The organism is Exiguobacterium sibiricum 7-3 (assembly GCF_000620865.1).
GTDB lineage: Bacteria > Bacillota > Bacilli > Exiguobacteriales > Exiguobacteriaceae > Exiguobacterium_A > Exiguobacterium_A sibiricum_A.
This window is the reverse complement of the sequence record NZ_KK211190.1, coordinates 1848393-1869313: the sequence shown is the minus strand read 5'-3', so window position 1 is coordinate 1869313 and position 20921 is coordinate 1848393. Positions and strand designations below refer to the sequence as shown.

Annotated in this window: 21 protein-coding genes and 2 pseudogenes; 16 read left to right on the top strand and 7 right to left on the bottom strand. The window is 49.6% G+C overall.

Annotation, left to right across the window (positions count from 1 at the left end; genetic code table 11):
- Positions 1-46: 46 nt before the first annotated feature.
- Together P402_RS0110760 and P402_RS0110755 are read right to left on the bottom strand one after the other, a co-directional pair.
- Complete coding sequence (locus P402_RS0110760) at positions 47-928, bottom strand: NAD(P)-dependent oxidoreductase (RefSeq protein ID WP_026828691.1); 882 nt, start codon at positions 926-928, stop codon at positions 47-49.
- Positions 925-2673 (bottom strand): ABC transporter ATP-binding protein, encoded by a 1749-nt coding sequence (locus P402_RS0110755; protein ID WP_026828690.1) that lies wholly within the window; start codon positions 2671-2673, stop codon positions 925-927. Before P402_RS0110755 ends, P402_RS0110760 begins: the two co-directional genes overlap by 4 nt.
- A 130-nt stretch (positions 2674-2803) precedes the next feature.
- Between P402_RS0110755 and P402_RS0110750 the strand changes: the two genes are divergently transcribed.
- The 4 genes from P402_RS0110750 (at position 2804) to P402_RS0110735 (ending at position 7095) form a co-directional block, all read left to right on the top strand.
- Positions 2804-3244, top strand: coding sequence for a YaiI/YqxD family protein (locus tag P402_RS0110750; RefSeq protein ID WP_026828689.1), 441 nt, complete (start codon positions 2804-2806; stop codon positions 3242-3244).
- Between the two features lie 78 nt (positions 3245-3322).
- Entirely contained in the window at positions 3323-4966 is a 1644-nt protein-coding gene (locus tag P402_RS0110745; protein WP_026828688.1) for a sensor histidine kinase, read from the top strand.
- A 21-nt stretch (positions 4967-4987) separates the two neighbouring features.
- Positions 4988-6742 (top strand): sensor domain-containing diguanylate cyclase, encoded by a 1755-nt coding sequence (locus tag P402_RS0110740; RefSeq protein WP_235188865.1) that lies wholly within the window; start codon positions 4988-4990, stop codon positions 6740-6742.
- Positions 6743-6795: 53 nt separating this feature from the next.
- A complete protein-coding gene (locus P402_RS0110735) occupies positions 6796-7095 on the top strand; it encodes a hypothetical protein (protein WP_026828686.1) in 300 nt (99 codons plus the stop codon).
- Between the two features lie 118 nt (positions 7096-7213).
- Here P402_RS0110735 and P402_RS0110730 read toward each other — a convergent pair whose 3' ends face one another.
- Positions 7214-8188: a DUF4003 family protein gene (locus P402_RS0110730; RefSeq protein ID WP_026828685.1), complete on the bottom strand. Its 975-nt coding sequence runs from the start codon at positions 8186-8188 to the stop codon at positions 7214-7216.
- A gap of 56 nt (positions 8189-8244) precedes the next feature.
- On the bottom strand, positions 8245-8766 hold the full coding sequence (locus tag P402_RS0110725) for a DUF1836 domain-containing protein (protein WP_026828684.1): 522 nt from the start codon (positions 8764-8766) through the stop codon (positions 8245-8247).
- A gap of 113 nt (positions 8767-8879) precedes the next feature.
- On the opposite strand from P402_RS0110725, the gene trhA reads away from it, so the two are divergent.
- From trhA to P402_RS0110705, 4 genes are all read left to right on the top strand, one after another.
- Complete coding sequence (gene trhA / locus P402_RS0110720) at positions 8880-9527, top strand: PAQR family membrane homeostasis protein TrhA (protein ID WP_026828683.1); 648 nt, start codon at positions 8880-8882, stop codon at positions 9525-9527.
- Between the two features lie 127 nt (positions 9528-9654).
- Positions 9655-11388, top strand: coding sequence for a M3 family oligoendopeptidase (locus P402_RS16505; protein WP_051525156.1), 1734 nt, complete (start codon positions 9655-9657; stop codon positions 11386-11388).
- Between the two features lie 46 nt (positions 11389-11434).
- Entirely contained in the window at positions 11435-12133 is a 699-nt protein-coding gene (gene rpiA / locus P402_RS0110710; protein ID WP_026828681.1) for a ribose-5-phosphate isomerase RpiA, read from the top strand.
- A 30-nt stretch (positions 12134-12163) separates the two neighbouring features.
- Positions 12164-12421, top strand: a complete 258-nt coding sequence (locus P402_RS0110705) for a hypothetical protein (protein ID WP_026828680.1) — start codon at positions 12164-12166, stop codon at positions 12419-12421.
- A gap of 40 nt (positions 12422-12461) precedes the next feature.
- Here P402_RS0110705 and P402_RS0110700 read toward each other — a convergent pair whose 3' ends face one another.
- From P402_RS0110700 to P402_RS0110690, 3 genes are read right to left on the bottom strand one after another with little or no spacing between them, the layout of a single operon-like run.
- Positions 12462-12866 (bottom strand): DUF350 domain-containing protein, encoded by a 405-nt coding sequence (locus tag P402_RS0110700; protein ID WP_026828679.1) that lies wholly within the window; start codon positions 12864-12866, stop codon positions 12462-12464.
- 12 nt (positions 12867-12878) lie between these two features.
- Entirely contained in the window at positions 12879-13055 is a 177-nt protein-coding gene (locus tag P402_RS17065; RefSeq protein ID WP_165871658.1) for a hypothetical protein, read from the bottom strand.
- A 56-nt stretch (positions 13056-13111) separates the two neighbouring features.
- The gene (locus P402_RS0110690) at positions 13112-14233 is read right to left on the bottom strand and encodes a GGDEF domain-containing protein (RefSeq protein WP_026828678.1); all 1122 of its coding nucleotides are present in this window, start codon (positions 14231-14233) and stop codon (positions 13112-13114) included.
- Positions 14234-14488: 255 nt separating this feature from the next.
- Between P402_RS0110690 and P402_RS17260 the strand changes: the two are divergent.
- The 8 genes and pseudogenes from P402_RS17260 to P402_RS0110655 all read left to right on the top strand — a co-directional run.
- Positions 14489-15134: pseudogene (locus tag P402_RS17260) on the top strand (GntP family permease); the annotation flags it as partial.
- 86 nt (positions 15135-15220) lie between these two features.
- A pseudogene (locus P402_RS17255) lies at positions 15221-15928 on the top strand (GntP family permease); the annotation flags it as partial.
- A gap of 32 nt (positions 15929-15960) precedes the next feature.
- Entirely contained in the window at positions 15961-16662 is a 702-nt protein-coding gene (locus P402_RS0110680; RefSeq protein WP_026828676.1) for a CoA transferase subunit A, read from the top strand.
- A 12-nt stretch (positions 16663-16674) separates the two neighbouring features.
- Positions 16675-17337, top strand: coding sequence for a 3-oxoacid CoA-transferase subunit B (locus tag P402_RS0110675; RefSeq protein WP_026828675.1), 663 nt, complete (start codon positions 16675-16677; stop codon positions 17335-17337).
- 5 nt (positions 17338-17342) lie between these two features.
- Positions 17343-18119, top strand: a complete 777-nt coding sequence (locus tag P402_RS0110670; protein WP_026828674.1) for a 3-hydroxybutyrate dehydrogenase — start codon at positions 17343-17345, stop codon at positions 18117-18119.
- Positions 18120-18132: 13 nt separating this feature from the next.
- On the top strand, positions 18133-19323 hold the full coding sequence (locus P402_RS0110665; RefSeq protein WP_026828673.1) for an acetyl-CoA C-acetyltransferase: 1191 nt from the start codon (positions 18133-18135) through the stop codon (positions 19321-19323).
- Between the two features lie 178 nt (positions 19324-19501).
- Entirely contained in the window at positions 19502-20248 is a 747-nt protein-coding gene (locus P402_RS16500; protein ID WP_051525155.1) for a methionine ABC transporter ATP-binding protein, read from the top strand.
- The gene (locus P402_RS0110655; RefSeq protein ID WP_026828672.1) at positions 20241-20903 is read left to right on the top strand and encodes a methionine ABC transporter permease; all 663 of its coding nucleotides are present in this window, start codon (positions 20241-20243) and stop codon (positions 20901-20903) included. Before P402_RS16500 ends, P402_RS0110655 begins: the two co-directional genes overlap by 8 nt.
- Positions 20904-20921: the final 18 nt, after the last annotated feature.

The following is a 20921-nucleotide window of genomic DNA, read 5'->3' as shown; positions in this document are numbered from 1 at the left end:
TCCACCCTTCATCGGGTAGATCAGACTCGTTTTGTCGTGCCGTTCCTTAACGCGACGGTGTTTTTTCTTTTAACAGCAAGTAAAGGGCTTGTGTACCGGATTCGGCATGACCGGATGCTGCCAGCTCCTCATATAAGTTTTTGACGAGAGCCAGTCCCGGTGTCGCAATCCCCATCTCTTCAGCCCGTTCGAGCGCCAGGTTCATATCTTTAATAAAATGTTTGACGAAGAAACCAGGTGAATAGTTCTCGGCGATGACACGCGGAATCAGGTTTTCGAGTGACCAGCTGCCGGCCGAACCGCTTTTGATTGTCTCGACGAACTGCGTCGGATCAATGCCGGATTTCGTGACGAACAGCAACATTTCAGCTGTCCCGATCATGGATCCGGCAATCGCAATCTGATTGGCAAGCTTAGCCGATTGTCCTTGTCCCGGACCTCCGAAGCGGGCAATCGATTTCCCCATCGCTTCAAACAACGGCCGAACGGTGTTAAACGCGTCTTCGTCGCCACCTGCGAGGATGGCAAGTGTGCCGTTTTTTGCTCCGAGATCGCCGCCGGTGACCGGCGCATCAAGAGCAGAAAGACCGTTTTGTGCCGCTTGTTCGGCAATCCGGATGGCGAGCGCCGGACTCGATGTCGTCATATCGATGACGATTGTCCCTGGATTAGCGGATGCTAAAATCCCGTCGTCTGCCAAGTAAATCTGTTCGACGTCTTGCGGATAACCGACGATTGAAATGATGACATCAACATCCGTCACGGCTTCCTGAATCGTATCGACGATCACGGCGCCGTCCTGTTCAAGCGGCAAACCTTTTTCTTTTGTCCGGTTATAGCCTTTGACGGAAAAGCCGGCTTTTAATAAGTTGCGGACCATGCCTTGACCCATGACACCCAGTCCGATGAAACCAATTGTTTTTGTCATCTGTTACTCCCCCTGGTCGTTTCGGTTTGACCGATGAATTGTTGCGTTACGAGTTTATTATACAAAACATTTGTCTCGACGAGGGTGTCATGTGTTCCGATTCCGGAAACACGCCCTTGTTCGAGAACGACGATTTGATCCGCGTGCCGGACTGTCGCGAGACGATGGGCGATGACAAACGTCGTCCGTCCCTCCATCAGCCGTTCGAGCGCTTCCTGCACGACCCGTTCCGATTCCGAATCGAGACTCGAGGTCGCTTCGTCGAGCAATAACAATTCCGGATCCCGCAGGAGGGCCCGGGCAATCGCAATCCGTTGCCGTTGACCACCTGACAGTTTGACACCCCGTTCGCCGATTTCCGTATCATATCCGAGCGTAAACGAAGAAATGAATTCATCGGCATTCGCCATTTCGGCAGCGTCCCGGATTTGTTGTTCCGTGACCTGTTGCGTCAAGCCATATAACAGGTTGTCGCGGATTGTTCCGGACAAGACAGGCGAGTCCTGTGCAACGTAGCCGATGGCATTCCGCCAGCTCGCGAGCTCAAACTGATCAATCGCATGACGGCCGAGCTCGATTTGACCATTCGTCGGCAGATAAAAGCGTTCGAGCAGGGCGAACAACGTTGATTTACCGGAGCCGCTCGGACCGACGATCGCCGTCGTTTGACCACGCGGCAAGGAGAAGGTGACGTCGTGCAACAATGTCGTGTCGTCATAGCCGAACGACAAGTGATTAAAATGAACGGCTGCAAACGGACGCTCGACCTGCCGGGTACCGTCCTGTTCCGGTTGTTCTTCGAGCAGTTCAGAAATCCGTTCCGTTGCCCCGCGCGCTTTCTGTAATTTTGAGACGAACTCGGTCATCGTCACGAGCGGTGTCATGATTTGAAACAGGTATAACGAAAAGGCAACGAGTTCACCTGCCGTAATCTGGTTCGTCGAGACGCGGTAAGCGCCGAAACTGATGATGACGATCAGCATCGAGGTCAGGGCGACGTTGAAGACCGGCAGTAAAATGGCTTGAATCTTACCTTCTTTCACGCCGAAGCCAAACAGATGTTCAATCCGCGTTTTTCCACGGTCCATTTCATAGGTTTCTGTCGCCTGTGATTTGACCAAGCGTACTTCACCAAGCATTTCCGCAAAAAATCCCGATAATCCGGCGAGCTCTTTTTGCGTTTCCCGTGAAATCTGATGCAGTTTCCGGACAAGCGGAATGATGATCAATAACGTCAACGGGACGGCGATGACCATGACGAGCGTCATTTGCCAGTCGAGGAAAAATAAAATCGTAATCGCGCCGACAATCGAGACGATTGAGGTTAAGAGACGAACAAGTTGCTCCGATAATAACTGTTGTAAGGTGGTTGCATCGTTATTGAGACGTGAGACGAGTTCACCCGACTTCGTTTCGTCATAGAAGGGAATGGGTAAAGCTAGCAAGTGTTTCCATAACATCGTCCGTAAGTTGGCGACGATTCGTTGCCCGGCGACTTGCAACCAGTAGATGGAAAAAGCATTGCTGATCATCTGGACGATGAAGACCGTGATGAAGAGGGCAATCAAGCCCGGTGTCACCTGATCGATGGAAAAGTTGTCGATCAAGGATTTCAAGAACCAGGGAATCATCAAGGCAGCGAGGGCCTGGATGATTGAAACCGTCACGGCTGCCGACAGCAGTCCGACCGGTGGTTCGCTTTTCTTCAGTAAGGATAAAAATGAGGTAAATGTTGCAGGTTTCACTTTGGCACATCCTTTCCTTTCTATTGTCGGTTCTACGGCAGTTACGGTCAACTTCGAGTGATCGACTTGACAGTGATTCCAGTCGTCACGGAAACTGAATGAAAGAGAACAAAAGAAGGAGTGACGTGACATGAAGATATGGATCGATGCGGACGGCTGTCCGGTCGTCGATTTGACGATTCGATTGAGCAGAGGGTATGAGGTGTTTTTAGTCTGTGATACGGCACATCAGTTCAATCGGGAAGGGGCGACGACCATCACGATTGGTCAAGGTGCGGACGCCGTCGACTTTGCCATCGTCAACCGGATGGCACCGGGTGACATCGTCGTTACCCAGGATTACGGTCTGGCAGCTCTGGCTCTTGCCCGCAACGGACGAGCCGTCGATCAGAATGGCCGGATTTTTACGAATGAAAATATCGATTTTCTTTTACATACACGACATGTCGGTCAAGAAATCCGACGAGCGGGTGGCCGGACGAAGGGACCGAAAAAACGGACGCGGCAGGAAGATGTGGCGTTCGAACAGGCATTTAAACGTTTGTTAACCGGGACAACATCGCGTTTTTAAGTCAAATGCGCAACGGAAATTTAAAATCTCGTGTTATAATTCTAGACATGAATGCACGAATCGGAAGGAGGAAGACCATTGAAAAAAATTGTTCGATATCGTCCGGAAAAAAAGACGAGACCGTACCGTCTGAAGACCAGTCCATTTCCTGTCAAGACGTTGCAGACGACCGACCGTCAACGGATTGGTCAACTGACACAGGACTTGGCGGAAGTTGAACATAAATTGAAACACCGCAATGAAATCATGGAAGCATTGGCGACTCAAAACGTCGAGTCGGCCTGTGAGACGTTGCTTGTTAAATTACTTCAGCTCGTCGATCTTGAAGAGGGGGCGATTCTGTTATATCGCCGGGAACAATTGAGCCACCTTGTGACGCAAGGTGTGGAAGACATTGAATTGATCGAAAAGGATTTGGATCAGTATTCTGTGTTGCGCCGCGCTTTTGTCATGCGCAAATCGGTTCAACTCCCTTTGGCAGAGAGGATCTATGAATCCGCAATTCCTGTCCAGTCACCAAGTAACGGAGGTGTCGTTGGTGTCATCTACCTCAAACATCCGTTCGAGCAGTTCAACTTGGAACAGGTCGGGGATATTCTGGATTTGTCACGAAAACTCGGGATGACGCTCGAACGTCACCTATTGTTCCATCAAATGGAGCATGAAAAAATCAAGACCTACCAATTACTCGATTCGATCCGGGAAGCGGTATTATATATCGAAAGCAGCGGGGAACAGATTTACGCCAATCAGGCGTTGTTGAACATGTTTCCGCCAAAACTCGTCAGCCAATCCCAAGGATTCCGCCATGCGTATGAACGGGCGACTTCCTTATTCGAGCATGTCGATCAGCCGGATGCGCTGCATGACTATATCGGTCAGTTGATGAATGGTGAGATTCCGGGAGAGACGATTGAATTGTCGGCTTTTCGTGGGAATCTGTTATTGAGTGCCTATGCGGAACGAATCGCGATTGCGAATGTCGAGTGGGGAATGATGCTCGTCTTGCGTGATGTCACGAAAGAAAAAGAGTTGGATTTGAAGCAGTCGGAATTCGTCTCGATTGTTTCCCATGAACTCCGGACACCACTTTCGTCCATCATGGGTTTTACGGAACTGTTGATGCGCCGTTCACTTGACGGGCCACGTCAAAAAAAATATCTTGAGACGATTCATTCTGAGACGGTCCGTCTGGCAGAGTTGATTGATGATATTCTGGAAATCCAAAAAGGTGAGGATATTTCACAAGGTATCGTCAAAAAACGGCTTGACCTTAAAAAGCTGGTCTATGAGATGCGCCCGATGTTCGAGCTTGCGAGCAGCAAACACCGGATTCGGGTAATGTTTGAGGCGGGGGATTATCAATTGACGGCCAGCGAAGAGAAAATGAAACAGCTCTTCACGAACTTAATCATGAATGCCATCAAATATTCGCCTGACGGAGGAACGATTCAAGTCCGCGGTCGAGTGAAGGGCCCCCACATAGTCTTAACGATTGAGGATGAAGGGATCGGGATTCCTGAAAAAGCATTACCTTTTGTATTTGATAAATTTTACCGGGCCGATAACTCGGATACGCGGAAAATTGGCGGGACGGGTCTTGGCCTGGCCATTTGCCGGATGATTGTCATGGACCACGGCGGATCAATTGCCGTACAGTCGGAAGAAGGAAAAGGCAGTACGTTTACGCTTCAATTTTCGGTCGAAGCGGCAGAGGACTAAGCAGGAAAGGAGAGACAACACGTGGATAACTCGCAAATGCGATATGAAGCCCTACACCCGCTTGTCGAAGATATCTTAAATCAATTGAGTGAAAAAATCGGCGTCAACACGCTGTTTTTTGCATTAAATGATTTAAACAGTAATTTCATCGTCAAGGCGATCAATCAGGGAAAAGAACTGATTGAAGAAGGAACAACTCATATCTTTCAACATGTTCTTTGTAAATTAGTCATCGATGAGACGGACGGAAAAATTCAAATCAATGAATTATTAGCGAATCCGATGACGAGTCACCATCCGGTCACTCAATCGCTTGGGAACGGAAGCTTTTTAGGTGTCGCGATTAAAAATGCGAACAATGAGAAAATCGGGACGTTGTGTGCTTTTGACGATCAACCGTATGAGTTCAGTGAAACGGATTTAGAGATGATTGAAAGTTATGCCGATATCATCAGTAAATCCATCAGTGTCGAGACCTATGTGATCAAGGATGCATTGACCGACGTCTATAACGAACGATACATGAATCGTCTGATTTCGAGTGTATCCAGTCATCCTACCTTTTTGATGGTACTCAATCTCGATAACTTTCATTCGATTAATGCAAAGTATGGATACCGGATCGGAAACCAGGTGCTTCAGGAAATCGCCTCACGGTTGAAGTATGCAGCGATTCCGGAACATGTCGTCGGACGGATGGATGGAAACGAATTCATCATTTTAGCTCCGTTCGAACAAGCCGATTTTTCAGAGCAGGGCCGGGTCTTTGCGGAAGCCGTCATTGAAGCGATCGAGCGGCCGCTCACAGGTCTCGCAGATGAGCCGATTCATCTGACAGCCTCATCCGGAGTCAGTTTGTTGACAGGCGACCATATGAACCGGCAGACACAAGTCTATGCGGCTGAAGCTTTAATGCAACAAGTCAAGCTGGATGGTAAAGCAGGTATCTTATTTGTGGATCAACAACGAGAGGTCGAACAACATCCGTTTAACCAGGTGTTGGAACAAGAATTGGAGCAGGCGTTGGAACGTGGCCAGTTCGAATTGTATTACCAACGGATCTTTAATGCAAAACTTGGAGAGACGGTTGCTGTCGAAGCGCTACTCCGCTGGAATCATCCGGTCCTCGGATTCGTCAGTCCGGTCGACTTCATCCCGATTGCGGAACGAACAGGTAAGTTTGGTCAAATCGGACATTTTACGATTGCACAGGCACTTTCAGACAGTGTCCGGTTAGAGACGGAGTTAGGACGTCCCGTGACGATTTCCATTAATCTTTCAGCGAGTCAGTTCAAGTCGGATACGATGCTCGCCGATCTGTTACAATTTTCGAAGTGCGCGACGTTTAAGCAAGACCGGATCGTGCTTGAAATTCGGGAAGAAGTGCTGCAAATCGGAAAACGAAAAGTCATCGAGCGTTTGGAACTGTTACGCCGGGCGGGCTATCGTCTGAGTGTCGATCATTTTGGGAGTCATTATGCTTCCCTCAATTCCTTACTCCGTTTGCCGGTGCAATCCGTCAAATTAGATCCAATCTTTACACGGCGTCTCGTTCAAAATCAACTCGAACAGTCGATGGTGCAGTCTGTTTATTCGTTGACGCAGGCACTTGGAATCGCGCTTGTCATTCAAGAAGTCGAAACAAGCGCTCAATTCCGGCAAATCATTGCCTTGGGAGATCAACTCTATGTACAAGGACATTATCTGCATCATCCGCAACCCATCACGAACTTGATTGCCGATTTTTCTAAGACCACGCATACTCAGGATGTTTAACCGTCTCTCGTAAGGGAATACTGTAATCATCATGATTCAAAGGGGATGTTACCATGTCAGAGCAACACGAAAAAGAAACGGATCCGATTACATCGGGGAATCGCATGACAAACGACGATATCGCAGGTCGCGATCAATCGGATACGGCAGAACAAACAGAGTCGGATTCAAAATCAGAGCATCCAAAAGAATCAGCTTCGAAGTCTGACAATCAAAACGAAAAGTCGTCGGATTCAGAAACTACGGAACGCCCGGATTCTGAACCATCGTCTGACGAAGCACCTGATTTGTCCCATGAAGCAGATGAAGACGGCGATGTTACACCGTCTGACGCAGACGATCAACAAAAATAATCGGGGTTATGCGCCGCTTTTTATACAAACAAGGGAGACGGATTTTAAAATCCGTCTCCCTTGTTTTGTTTTTTTAAAAGAAAAAACCTTTACGGAAGGAGGCATTGGATTGACGAAGTTAATCACCACCACCACCACCGCCATCGCCGCCGTCAAATCCGCCGTCCGCCATTCCACCGTCTGTCGCATGGGACGTATCCGTCAAGTCGACCGGGAACAAGAAAACGGGAAGGAAATCGGTCGAATTCGTCCAGTCAGCCGGATTGTATGGAGCAAACAATTGATGTAACGTCGGATGATCGGCAAGATACAGCCGGACGGCCGTCAGGAAAACTAAATCCTTACGGTATTTAAAGTGTGGATTTTGTCGCAAACGGTCCGATAACTGTTCGAGCGCTGCTTTGTGAGCATCCGGTTGACCAAGTAACGCAAGCAGCGCATGAAACGATAGTGGGATCCCGTGTTTGCGGTAGGCATTCCGGGACTGGATGAGTTGATCGAGATAAAGGTGATGGTCTTCGTCCGGTAATAAGGCAAATAAGAGTGCCGTGACATACGTTTGCTGAGACCGACCGAACCGCTTTTTCAACATGTCATACAACGATTCAATCTGGTCGTGGATTGTTGATACTTCGCCCCGTCGGAGACTGTTTAAAAACAGAAACGAGATCAGCAGGGGCGAGACGATGAACCGGTGAGACGTTTTACAGAGCCGGTACAACGAGACGGTCCGTTCAAGTTGGCTATCGGTCGCCTGTAAGCGGCTGATCAACAAAGCGGTCGAATAGGCATTGAGCGGATGGATAAGTCGATGTGTCGCAAAAAAACTATAAATCGACATCATCGGTGCGATCCGTTCGGACGGTTCCGCGTCATACGCTTGAATTTTTGAAGCAAGCAACAGGGCTTGCGTCTGATGGGAGCGGAGATGCTTTTCCAAAAACTGAGCCGTCTTCTCCAACTCAGGAAAAGGTGTCGAATGACGCCCGACGACAGCATCAAAAGCGAGTTCGATTAAAATGCCATCCTGGTAATTGACGAAATAGTGTCCAGTTTCATCTAAGCGTTCCAAAAAACGTTGTCCGAGTTCCATCTCCTGCACCTCATCCTTTTTTCCCTATTTTACCATGACACACAAAAGAAAGACGGTTACTTTTCTAATCGGTCAATCAATCGCTCGGCCGCTCGGCGGTACAAGTTACTCATGTGGGCGAGCGATAAAATCAGTTGCAACTGTTCGAGATGACCCAAATCATCCGTCTGAGGGTGCTGCTCCTCAAAAAAGGTCTGATTGGCCGCCGTCGTATCGAGATACGTTTGATAAAAATCTTCTAAATCAATCGTTTGTTCCGTAACACCGGTATTCAAGTCCGTTAAAATCGTTTTGATGTCATTGATGGAGAACGTTCCTTTCAATTGATAAATCAGACTAATCAAGATCAGGTGATTTTTTGTATACTTTTTATTCGTGACCGGGAAAAACAATTTTTTCTTGGCGTAATTGTTAATCATCGTCTTTGTTAAAATCGTTTCGCCTTCCGTCCGTGTCGTCTCTTCAAACGTCCGTTCAAACAATTGGATGACTTGATCCATGTAGAGGTCGATGTTCGGGATATCCGTTAATTCCAACTGGCGGTCGAGTGATGGTTTCGGTTGATCTGACTGTGTCATGAAAATACCTCCAAAAAAATAATGCGGAATGGCTTCCTATTTCTCTAGTGTATGATAGAATGTTCATATAACGCTATGTAGTATTTAAAACTACATAAAAACGGAGGGAATTTATGAAAACGTATATGAGAGAACCCATCAATGGTCTGACCCACCTTGGCGGAGCCGTCTTCGCCTTTATCGGATTGCTGGCCCTGGTCATCAAAGCAGCACTGGAGCGGGGCGCCGGACTACCAATCGTCGCGGCGATCATCTTTGGTGTCAGCATGATTGCCTTGTACGCGGTCTCGGCGACATATCATATGGTACTGGCGAGTGACCGGGCCATTGCGACATGGAGACGTCTCGATCACTCAATGATTTATCTGCTGATTGCCGGTTCCTACGCCCCGTTTTGTCTGATCAGTCTGAACGGACCGACCGGCTGGGTATTGTTCAGTATCGTCATGCTGATTGCTGTCTTCGGCATCACCTTTAAACTCGTCTGGTTCAACAGTCCGCGCTGGTTATCGACAACGCTGTATATCGGGATGGGATGGATCATGGTCTTTGCGATCACACCGCTCGCAGAGGTCCTGTCGCCAATCGGAATCGGTTTATTATTCCTCGGCGGGATTTTTTATACGATCGGTGGCATTATCTACGGTTTAAAACCGCGTGTTCTTTCGTTCAAACACCTCGGTTTCCACGAGATTTTCCATGTGTTCGTCCTGTTAGGCAGCTTGGCGCATTTCCTTTGTGTCTATTTCTTCGTCATTTAATGAGTCAATCCACACATCCTTTCGTCAGCGGAAGGATGTTTTTTTGTTAGCAAAGTAGTCGATTGGCAGGTCTCATCGGAAGGAAAGCCGAAGAAAACGAAATGACTTGACTAAAGGAGGAAGAATTATGTCGATTACGCAATCCCGCTGGCAACTCGAAAAACTGTATTCGATTGAGGACGTGAAACAGACGTTCAAGGCGTTACAGCAGGAATTCGAACAGTTCGGAACCGGTCAAACACCGATTTCGGCCCAATTGATGAAGCTTGAGCAAATCAGGTGCCATATCGAAGAGCTGAGTGATTTTGTGTATTGCCTGTACGCGGAAGATGTTTCGCGTCAAGAAGTGAGCCGGCTACTTGAGAAGACCGATAGACTGCAGGCAAGTCTCGGGACGACTGAAACGATTTTTGAAGAACGGTTACGGACACTATCTGAAGAAGAATGGACAACACTGCAATCTGACACGTCTTCTTATTATCTGACCGAACGCCGCACCATCATGGAACGGCGTCTTCCGGCAAAGCAGGAAAAATTAATTCAGGCACTAGCAATTGACGGATTTTCAGCATGGGAACAGTTATATGAACAGCGTTTGACCGGCTTACGGGTTCCACTTGATGAAACAAACGTCACGATTGGACATGCCCTGCATCAAGCGTTCCATGGAGCGACACGAAGTGATCGGCAAACAGCTGCGGCAGCTGTCGTTGAGACATGTGCTGCTGAACGAGATGACTTTGCGATGATTCTAAACCGGATTGCCGGTTTTCGGTTGCAAGTGTATGCGAAACGGGGATGGAACGACCCGTTAACCGAACTGTGTGAACAAAACCGGATCAAAAAATCGACGATTGAAGCGTTGCTTGCGGCAATTGATCAAAATCGTCCGTTGTTCCAGTCCTATTACGAACGGAAGTTTCGTCTCGCCCACGTCACTGAACCGGCATGGCACGATGTAGAGGCGAATACCTTTACCTCACAGGGTCATGTTTCCTATGCAAATGCACAATCGATTATTCTGCATCAATTTGACCGACTTCACCCGCGGTTGGCGACCTTTACGAAAACCGTGTTCGAAGCAGGATGGGTTGATGCCGAAAACCGATCGGGTAAAGCAGAAGGCGGTTTCTGTGCATCTTTCCCGGTCGCTAAAGAAAGCCGGATCTTCATGACGTACCGGGAAGCGTATCCCGATGTCGTCACGCTTGCTCATGAACTGGGTCATGCTTATCATAATTCGCTGTTACACGAGTTGCCGTTCCTTGATCAGATTAAAGGCACAAGTATCGCTGAGACGGCATCGACATTCATGGAAAACCTGGTCCTTGATGCCGTCATCGAACAGTCGGAGCGTGAGGAGAAACTGGCGATGCTTGAAATTAAAATCAATGAAGGATTAAAATACGTCGGAACGATTCCGAACATGTTCCGGTTTGAACAACGTTTTTACGCCGAGCGGCAACGGGGACCGATCTCAAGCGACCGAATGGATGAACTGATGTGGGAGGAAGATGCGCGTTTTTACGGAGATGTATTGGCGGAACCGACTCCTTATAAATGGATTTATGTCGGTCATTTTTATGATACGGGAAAACCGTTCTACAACATTCCCTACACCGTCGGATACTTGTTGAGTAACCAGTTGTATGCGTCCGTCAAACAATCCAAAGCGGCGTTCACCAGTCAATTCGAACCGTTGTTGCGGGATTCAGGACAGGCTTCAATCGAAGAATTGATTGAACGTCATCTCGGAGGAGATCCGCAATCCGTTGCTTTTTGGCAACAGTCCCTTACCCCGTTACGTGACAGCATTGTCTTGTACCTGAAGGAGACGGATTCGCTTATACCAGTCGATTGAACTCCTGAGCAATCGGGAATAGAGTATTAACGAAGGAGGGGTGCGGATGTATGAACAGGAGAAAACGATACTGGCGAAAGCCGCCATCAAGCATGTCAGGAACGGGATGATTCTTGGTCTTGGGACGGGTTCGACGACCCGGAGTTTCATCGATGTCTTAGGGAAATGGGTCGAAGAAGGCGGACAGGTGCAAGGGGTCGCAACATCCAACGAGACGGTCGAACAAGCCAACCGGTTGAACATCCCACTTCTGTCGCTCGAAGAAGTGACGCACATTGACCTGATCGTCGACGGGATTGATCAAATCGATCCACATTTCCGGGTGCTCAAAGGCGGCGGTGGTGCACTGTTCCGCGAAAAAGTCGTCGCGCTGATGAGCCGGGAAGTTCTCTATTTGGCCGATGCTTCGAAATTCGTTCATCATCTGACCGGACCGCTACCAGTTGAAATCGATGCGTTTGCGAGACCGTATGTCGAACGTTTTTTACAGGACAAGCATGTCGACGTGACGCTACGGGAGCAGGGCGGAAAACCGTTTGTGACGGACGGCGGACATCTGATATTGGATGTCGATCTCAAGCAGGTCCAGGACGTCCAACACTTTGCCAAGGAACTGAAAAGTTTGACAGGAGTGCTCGAAACCGGTTATTTCGAACGACAACCCGATCACGTCCTGACCGTTGAGCAAGGACAAGTCAGACAGCTGGCACATCCTGACTTACGGGACGGGGGCGGACTTGTCTAACTGGTGTTTTGGGAGAAAGAAGGGAAACCGATGCGGTTACGAAAGCGTTATGTGTTCGGAGCGAGTGTGTTAGCGGGAGCCGGTCTTCTTTTATTGAAAAACAAAGAGCAAAAAAATACAGATCCGTTAAAAGAGTATTTAACGCATCTCGATCAGGACTCAAGTCCAGATGCCGACAAAGATCCGGATGAAGTTGGATTGACGAAGCTCGATTCGATTTACCGGGCGGAGTGGCAGGCGAACGGCTATCCCCGTTCGCAAAAAGAACTCGAAGATCTGGAGAAATGAAAAGCGCCGACAATCCACGACCGGATTGTTGGCGCTTTTTTTAGTATGTAAGGGAACCGGCGATGATCAAACCGATCGAAATTGAAAGAAACAGCAATAATAAACCGACGGCTTCATTATTGGCATCGATTTCTTTCGTCATGCTGATCCGCGGAATGATCAGGTCTGCCAAATAAAACAGGACGATTTGGAAGACGATTGCTAAAGCTCCCCATAAGACCATGTCGAGGATGCTGACCGAGTTCGTGATACTTGAGTAGAGAACGATTGCAAGACCAAGGATCCGTCCGCCGAACGCGTAGACGGCGGCTTTTTTTCCCTGACGAATCAGCTCCATCTCTTTTGATTTGGTCGTCACTTCAAACAGGACCACCCCGATTGCGAGTAAAAGTGTTGCGACTCCGATATACGCAAGTGTCGAGACAAACAGTTCACTGAAGCCCATCGTAGTACCTCCTTAAGAATGATTGGATTTGTTTCGTTCTTTTCGTTGTTGCCAGGCAACATACCCTTCGAGCATCGCTCCGACTAAAATTCCGGCGGAGACATACAGGTAAAAATTATCCCCGATGAAGCCGAAGAGCAGTCCGAGTAGCAGACCGATGATAATGTAAGGTCCTTTTGTTAATTTCATGATCAATCACCTTCCTCACCATCAAACGTAGCCGATTTCTCCGGATTCGTCCATCCCTAATCGACAGTGCGGGTAACCGCTACTTCGAGTTCCCGTGCAAAAAGTGTGACCTGGTTCCGCCCGTTTTGTTTGGAATGATACAGTGTTAAGTCCGCATCCGTGACCAGTTGTTGAATTTCTGATGTCGATTTTGGAAAATGGGCGACACCGAACGAAGCGGTCAACGGCAACTGAGCACCGTTCGTTAACTGAAACGGGGTCGTCGCAATCCGTTCCCGTAACTGTTCCGCCAGCGCCAAGACTTTTGGCTCTGTCAACTGTTCGACGAGAACGGAAAATTCCTCGCCGCCGTTGCGGGAGATGAAACCGGCGTCCGTCACTCCGTCCCGTAAACGGGAGGCGAATTGACGTAACACCTCGTCACCGGCTTCGTGACCGAACGTATCATTGACATGCTTGAAGTGATCGATATCGATCGTAATCAACGCCACTTCATGCTGTTGTAAAATCGTTTGTTGTTTTAAATCGTCAAAATGATCCGTGAAAGCACGAAAATTATGTAAGCCGGTCAAAAAATCACGTTGTGCTGTTTGTTGCCATGTCCGCATCGACTGTTTCGTCAACCGGATGTCACGGATGATGACAAGAGCGATCCAACTGCTGATGAAGGAGGCAGGCAGGACGACGCTAAGTATGTCCATGATGAATCCCGAGTCAGCTAAGACGTATGTCAAGACGATTCCGTGCAGGACAGTCGCATACACCGTGACAATCGTAAAGGTCCGCTTGGAATAGATCGGAAGCCATTTGACGAGCAGCGACGTCCCGACAGCGATCAAAGTGATGAACAGTGCCGCGACATAAGCCGAACTGTTCAGATTAACGCTGAACCGGTAAAGAATGATGACGATCGTCACGATCATCGTCGGCAACGGACCGGCAAAATAAGCGGCGACGATGACGGGAATGTGCCGCAAATCAACCAGGACACCTGGAACCGGCTCAATCGTCAGCTGCATCAGCAACCAAGATAAGACGCTCAGGCTGATTCCGTACAGAATACGGATCGAACGTTTGGAATCGACGGTGATCGGATGAGGTGACAGTTTTCCGAGGAGATAAAAGCCACTCATCAATAGGGTCAGGTTATGGAGGAGATCATAAAGAATGGTTTTCAAATTTACGCACCTTGCTTTCGTGTGACAAATCGTTCTACCGTTAGAATACGCTACTGACGTCAAACAATCCTTCATCTACCTAAAAGATTTCCGAAAAAGACATCAAAAAAGAAAATGTGTCTATAATGTGAAGTTATAGAACCTATAAGCTGTACTTATAGGTTTGCGGTTTTTGATTGACCATTCGTGGATTCAATTGTTAAATGATGAAGAAGCAATTGAAAGCGCTTACTAAAAAATTAAAGGAGATCCACCATGGAACTGATTATCATTCTTCTTGCCTTATCTTTATTAATGTTCGTCGCTTACCGTGGCTTTTCAGTCATCTTGTTTGCTCCCATCTGTGCCTTGTTCGCCGTCTTGTTGACGAATCCAGATTGGGTCTTACCATTCTTCTCGAACATATTTATGGAAAAAATGGTCGGCTTCATCAAAGCCTACTTCCCGGTCTTCCTGCTTGGAGCGATTTTCGGGAAAGTCGTCGAGATGTCAGGGATCGCCGAATCGATTGCGAAGTCGATCATTCGGATGATCGGAGCGAAACGGGCGATTCTCGCTATCGTTCTGCTCGGAGCAATCTTGACGTACAGCGGCGTCAGCCTGTTCGTCGTCGTCTTTGCCGTCTATCCGTTCGCAGCAAACCTGTTCCGCGAAGCGAATATCCCAAAACGTCTGATTCCGGGAACGATTGCCCTTGGTGCGTTTACGTTTACGATGGACGCCTTGCCGGGAACACCGCAAATCCAAAACGTCATTCCAACGACGTTCTTTAAAACAGACATTTACGCAGCGCCAATCATGGGATCGGTCGGCGGCTTGATAATCTTGACCGTCGGGATGTTCTATCTCGAATCACGTAAACGTAAAGCCCATCAAGCAGGAGAAGGCTATGCTGGATTTGAAGCGACGGCAGCCAGCAGTGCTCCGCAGATGGAACTGAAAAACGAGCCGGAAATGACGCTTGAGACGGCACAACAGCCGGTCTACCGCCAAGTGTTGGCCTTTGTTCCATTGATTTTAGTCGCCGTCATGAACAAATACTTCACGCTTGCGATTCCGAACTGGTATCCGGAAGGCTTTGATTTCGCAGCGATTGGTCTCGAAGCATTCGGGAAAATAGAGACGCCTGCCGTCCTTGCTATCTGGTCCGTCCAAATGGCCTTGATCATCGGCATCATCTCGGCAATGCTGTATGACTTTAAAAAAGTCCGGACAAACTTCCAGGCCGGACTGAACCTCAGTATCGGTGGTGCCTTGCTTGCCGTCATGAATACAGGGGCCGAGTACGGCTTCGGCGGCGTCATCGCCGCTTTACCGGGATTCAAGACGGTATCAAACGGGATTTCGACGACGTTCACCGATCCGCTCGTCAATGGTGCGGTCACGACGACGGCCCTTGCCGGTGTGACCGGTTCTGCGTCAGGCGGAATGGGAATCGCATTAAGTGCGATGTCCGATAAATATACACAAGCGATCACGTCAGGCGGTGTCCCGCCGGAAGTCATGCACCGTGTCATCTCGATGGCGTCCGGCGGTATGGATACGTTACCGCATAACGGAGCTGTCATCACGTTGCTTGCCGTTACCGGCTTGACGCACCGTCAGTCGTACCGTGATATCTTCATGATTACGATTCTGAAAACGGTCACAGTCTTCCTGATGATCGGACTGTACAATCTGACAGGTCTTTATTAAACGGTTGGCTTTAAAAAAGGGGGAAACGAACGATGCAACAGGGGAAAATCTATGATTCATTCACGGAAGCGACAGCAGATATTTTTGACGGGGCGACACTCGTCGTCGGCGGGTTCGGCCTGTGCGGAATTCCGGAAAAATCGATTGCGGCCTTGCAGGAAAAAGGGGTCAAGGACTTGACGGTCGTCAGCAACAACTGTGGTGTCGATGACTTTGGACTCGGCATCTTATTGCAATCACGCCAAATCAAAAAAATGGTCTCTTCCTACGTCGGTGAAAACAAGATGTTTGAGCAGCAGTACTTGAGCGGCGAGATTGAGGTCGATCTCGTACCACAGGGGACACTGGCGGAACGGATTCGGGCCGGCGGGGCAGGCATTCCCGGTTTTTACACGCCGACCGGTGTCGGGACACCGATAGCGGAAGGCAAGGAACAAAAACAATTCGATGGAAAAACGTATTTGCTTGAAGAAGGAATCGTCGGTGATTTTGCGCTCGTCAAAGCCTGGAAAGCGGATAAGCTCGGCAATCTCGTCTTTCGGAAGACATCACGGAACTTCAATCCGCTTGTCGCGACAGCCGGTAAAGTGACGATTGTCGAAGTCGAAGAACTAGTTGAAGTTGGAGAACTTGATCCAAACGAGATTCATACACCAGCGGTTTACGTCCAGCGAATCATCGTCGGGACGGACTACGAGAAACGCATCGAACGCCGGACAGTCCGGGAAGCATAAGGGGGAGATATTATGGCAACGTCTAGAGAAATCATCATCAACCGTGCACTGCAGGAAATCGAGGACGGGATGTACGTCAATCTCGGCATCGGGATTCCGACACTGATCGCCAATGCGATTCCGGACGACATGCACGTCATGCTGCAATCGGAAAACGGTCTGCTCGGTATCGGACCTTATCCGCTCGAGCACGAAGTTGATGCCGACGAAATCAATGCCGGCAAAGAGACCGTCACGGCACAAAAAGGCGCGTCGTACTTCGACAGTGCCGAATCGTTTGCGATGATTCGCGGAGGTCATATCGATCTCGCAATTCTTGGCGGGATGGAAGTCGCCGAGAACGGGGACCTCGCGAACTGGATGATTCCGGGCAAGATGGTCAAAGGAATGGGCGGGGCGATGGATCTCGTCAACGGGGCGAAACGGGTCGTCATCATCATGGAGCATGTCAATAAGTACGGCGAGTCAAAGGTTAAGACACGTTGTACGTTACCGCTGACCGGCAGTCAAGTCGTCAACCGGTTGATCACGGACAAAGCCGTCTTTGATTTCACGGAAGCCGGGATGGTCTTGATTGAGACATTGGACGGACTCGCAGTCGAAGACATCCGCAACGTGACGGAAGCAGACTTTACGGTCAGTCCTGAACTAGAACGCATCAGCATAGGGGAGTGAGTCGAATGGTCAATGGAGATATCGTACTCGTGACGGGAGCAGGAAGCGGGATCGGTCTTGAAATTTCAAAAGCCTTCGCCGAAGCAGGAGCAAAGGTCGTCATTACGGACGTCAACACGGAAGCAGCCGAAACAGCAGCGAAGTCGTTACAGGAAGCGGGACATGATGTCATCGGACTGACACTGAACGTCACGGATGAAGCACAAGTCCAGTCGGTTTTTGCCGAGACGATAAAGCGGTACGGCCGACTTGATGTCTTAATCAACAATGCCGGTCTGCAGCACGTCTCGCCGATTGAAGACTTCCCGACGGAGAAGTTCGAACTGATGATTAAAATCATGCTGACGGCACCGTTCATTGCGATCAAACATGCTTTCCCGCTCATGAAGGAGCAAGGGTACGGCCGGATCATTAACATGGCATCAATCAACGGGTTGATCGGCTTTGCCGGGAAAGCGGCTTATAACTCCGCAAAACACGGTCTGCTTGGTCTGACAAAAGTCGCGGCACTGGAAGGGGCGGAACACGGGATCACGGTCAATGCCTTATGTCCAGGATACGTCGATACGCCGCTCGTCCGCAATCAGATGGCGGATCTCGCGAAAACACGTCAGGTCGAACTGGAAAAAGTCCTCGAAGACGTCATCTATCCGCTCGTTCCGCAAAAACGATTGCTTGCCGTCGAGGAAATCGCCGATTATGCGTTATTCCTCGCCAGTCGCAAAGCAAAAGGCATTACCGGTCAGGCGAACGTCCTGGACGGCGGTTATACGATTCAATAAGGGGGAAATCAGGATGAGCGAGCAAGTCGTCATCGTCAGTGCGACACGAACGGCAATCGGCAGTTTTAACGGCAGTTTAAAGGATGTCCCGGCAACGAAACTCGGAGCAACGGTCATCGAAGCGGCGCTCGCACAAGCGAATGTCGCACCAGAGCTCGTTGAGGAAGTCATCATGGGCAACGTTCTTCAGGCGGGACTCGGACAAAATCCGGCCCGTCAGGCGAGTTTCCTCGCCGGTCTGCCGGAAACGGTTCCGGCCATGACGATCAATAAAGTCTGTGGTTCCGGGCTGAAGGCGATTCATCTCGCTTTCCAAGCAATCAAATCCGGCGAAGCTGATATCATCGTCGCCGGCGGGATGGAAAACATGAGTCAGGCCCCGTACTTGTTAAGCGGTGCCCGGACCGGCTTACGGATGGGAGACCAGCCGCTTGTCGATACAATCATCAAAGACGGTTTGGAGTGTGCCTTTAACGACTACCATATGGGAATCACGGCGGAAAACTTAGCTGAGCAATATACGATTTCCCGGGAGGCGCAAGACCAGTTTGCAGCGGCGAGTCAACAAAAAGCCGGTCAAGCGATTGAAGCAAATCGTTTTCAAGCTGAAATTACGCCGGTCGAGATTCCGCAACGCAAAGGCGATCCGGTCGTATTCGCCGAAGACGAGTTCCCGCGTGCCGGAACGACAGCGGACTCACTTGCCCGCCTGCGTCCGGCTTTCAAGAAAGGCGGTACAGTGACAGCGGGAAATGCATCGGGTATCAATGACGGGGCGGCAGCAGTCGTCGTCATGTCGGCCCGTAAAGCGAAAGAACTTGGACTGACCCCACTCGTCGAGATCGTCGCCAACGGAACGTCAGGTGTTGACCCGAGCATCATGGGAATCGGTCCCGTCAAGGCCGTCGGACAGGCGTTACAAAAAGCCGGTCTAGAACTTGACGCCATCGACGTCATCGAGGCGAACGAAGCGTTTGCTGCCCAATCACTTGCAGTCGACGCAGAACTCAAGTTTGATCCGGCGAAGTTGAACCGGAACGGCGGGGCGATTGCGCTTGGTCACCCGATTGGCGCCAGCGGAACACGAATCATGGTGACGTTGATTCACGAGATGTTACGGACCGGTGAAAGTCATGGTCTTGCGACACTCTGTATCGGCGGCGGCCAAGGGATTGCGACGATCGTCAAGAAGTATGAAGGATAATCAAAGCTATTGAATGCTGGAAATACGACCCTGGACTTTATGTTCAGGGTTTTTCTGTTTTATTTTCTGAATGATTTACTTGATTAGAGGAGTGACGCGGGAAAGAAAAAAAGCAAACAGCATGACAAAAACAGACAGCTTACGGTAAAATGAAACACGTTGTAAGGGAGGGTGTCAGATGATTTCATTACAAAATGTCAGTAAAGCTTTTTCCGGACAACCGGTCATCCAGTCCGTCGCCCTCTCGATTGAACAGGGCGAGATTCATGGCATCATCGGCGCAAGCGGAGCCGGGAAATCGACCTTACTCCGGCTGATGAACCTGCTCGAACGGCCGGATACCGGGCGGGTCGAATTTGACGGAATGGATTTAACAAACCTGTCGAATCGACAACTGCGGCAGACCCGGCAAAATATCGGGATGATTTTTCAGGACTTTAATCTGGTCGGAAACAAGACGGTCGAACAAAACATTGGTGTTTCGCTTGAACTCGCCCGTGTCAAAAAACGCGAGCGGGCGGACCGGATTCAGGAGTGCCTCCGGTTCGTCGGACTGGAGTCCTTTGCCCGGAAGTATCCGGCCGAACTGAGCGGAGGACAGAAGCAGCGTGTGGCGATTGCCCGGGCGCTCGCCAACCGGCCGCGTGTCCTGTTATGTGACGAACCGACGTCGTCGCTTGATCCGAGTACGACGTCGGAAATCCTGCGCGTTTTGCAGGACATCAACCAGACACTCGGCGTGACGATTGTCCTCGTCAGTCATGAGATGCAGGTGATCCAAAGCATTTGCAACCGGGTCACGATCATGGCAGACGGACAGATTGAAACGACGATGACGACCGAGCCGGCAGGAATCACGGAAATTACGAGTGATGCCAGCTGGTTCCTGACTCAATTGACAGAGCGGAGGGATTCAGATGCCTGACATCGTGCTTGAATATGCAGCGGAAATCAGACTGGCGATCGGACAAACGTTCGTGATGGTCGGAATCTCGATTCTCGCGGCAGTTCTCGTCGGTTTGCCGCTCGGAACCTGGCTCTATCTGTCACGTAAAGGGCAGTTGCTGTCGAACCGGTTCGTCTTTTCAAGTTTGAATTTACTTGTCAACACGATTCGCTCGTTTCCGTTTTTATTGCTCGTCGTCTTCTTGATTCCATTTACGCGTCTCATCATCGGAACGGCAATCGGAACGGCAGCAGCGACGGTTCCGCTTGCGATTATTGCCATTGCCCATTATTCACGGCTCGTCGAACAATCGCTGCTTGAAGTGCCGAAAGGTGTCATCGAGGCGGCTGTCTCGATGGGAGCCTCGACGCGTGAAGTCGTCCTGAAGTTTTTATTCGTTGAAGCCCGGTCCGGTCTTGTGCTTGGTCTGACGACATCGATCGTCAGCTTCATTTCGTATTCGACGATCATGGGGGTTGTCGGAGGCGGGGGGATCGGCGACTTTGCCGTCCGGTACGGCTATCAACAGTTTCAGACGGAATTGATGCTCTATATGATTTTGATTATGGTCATCCTGGTACAACTGATTCAGTTTGCCGGGACGACCATAGCACGCTTGCTCGATAAACGTTAACTGAAAGTAGGAATTCAA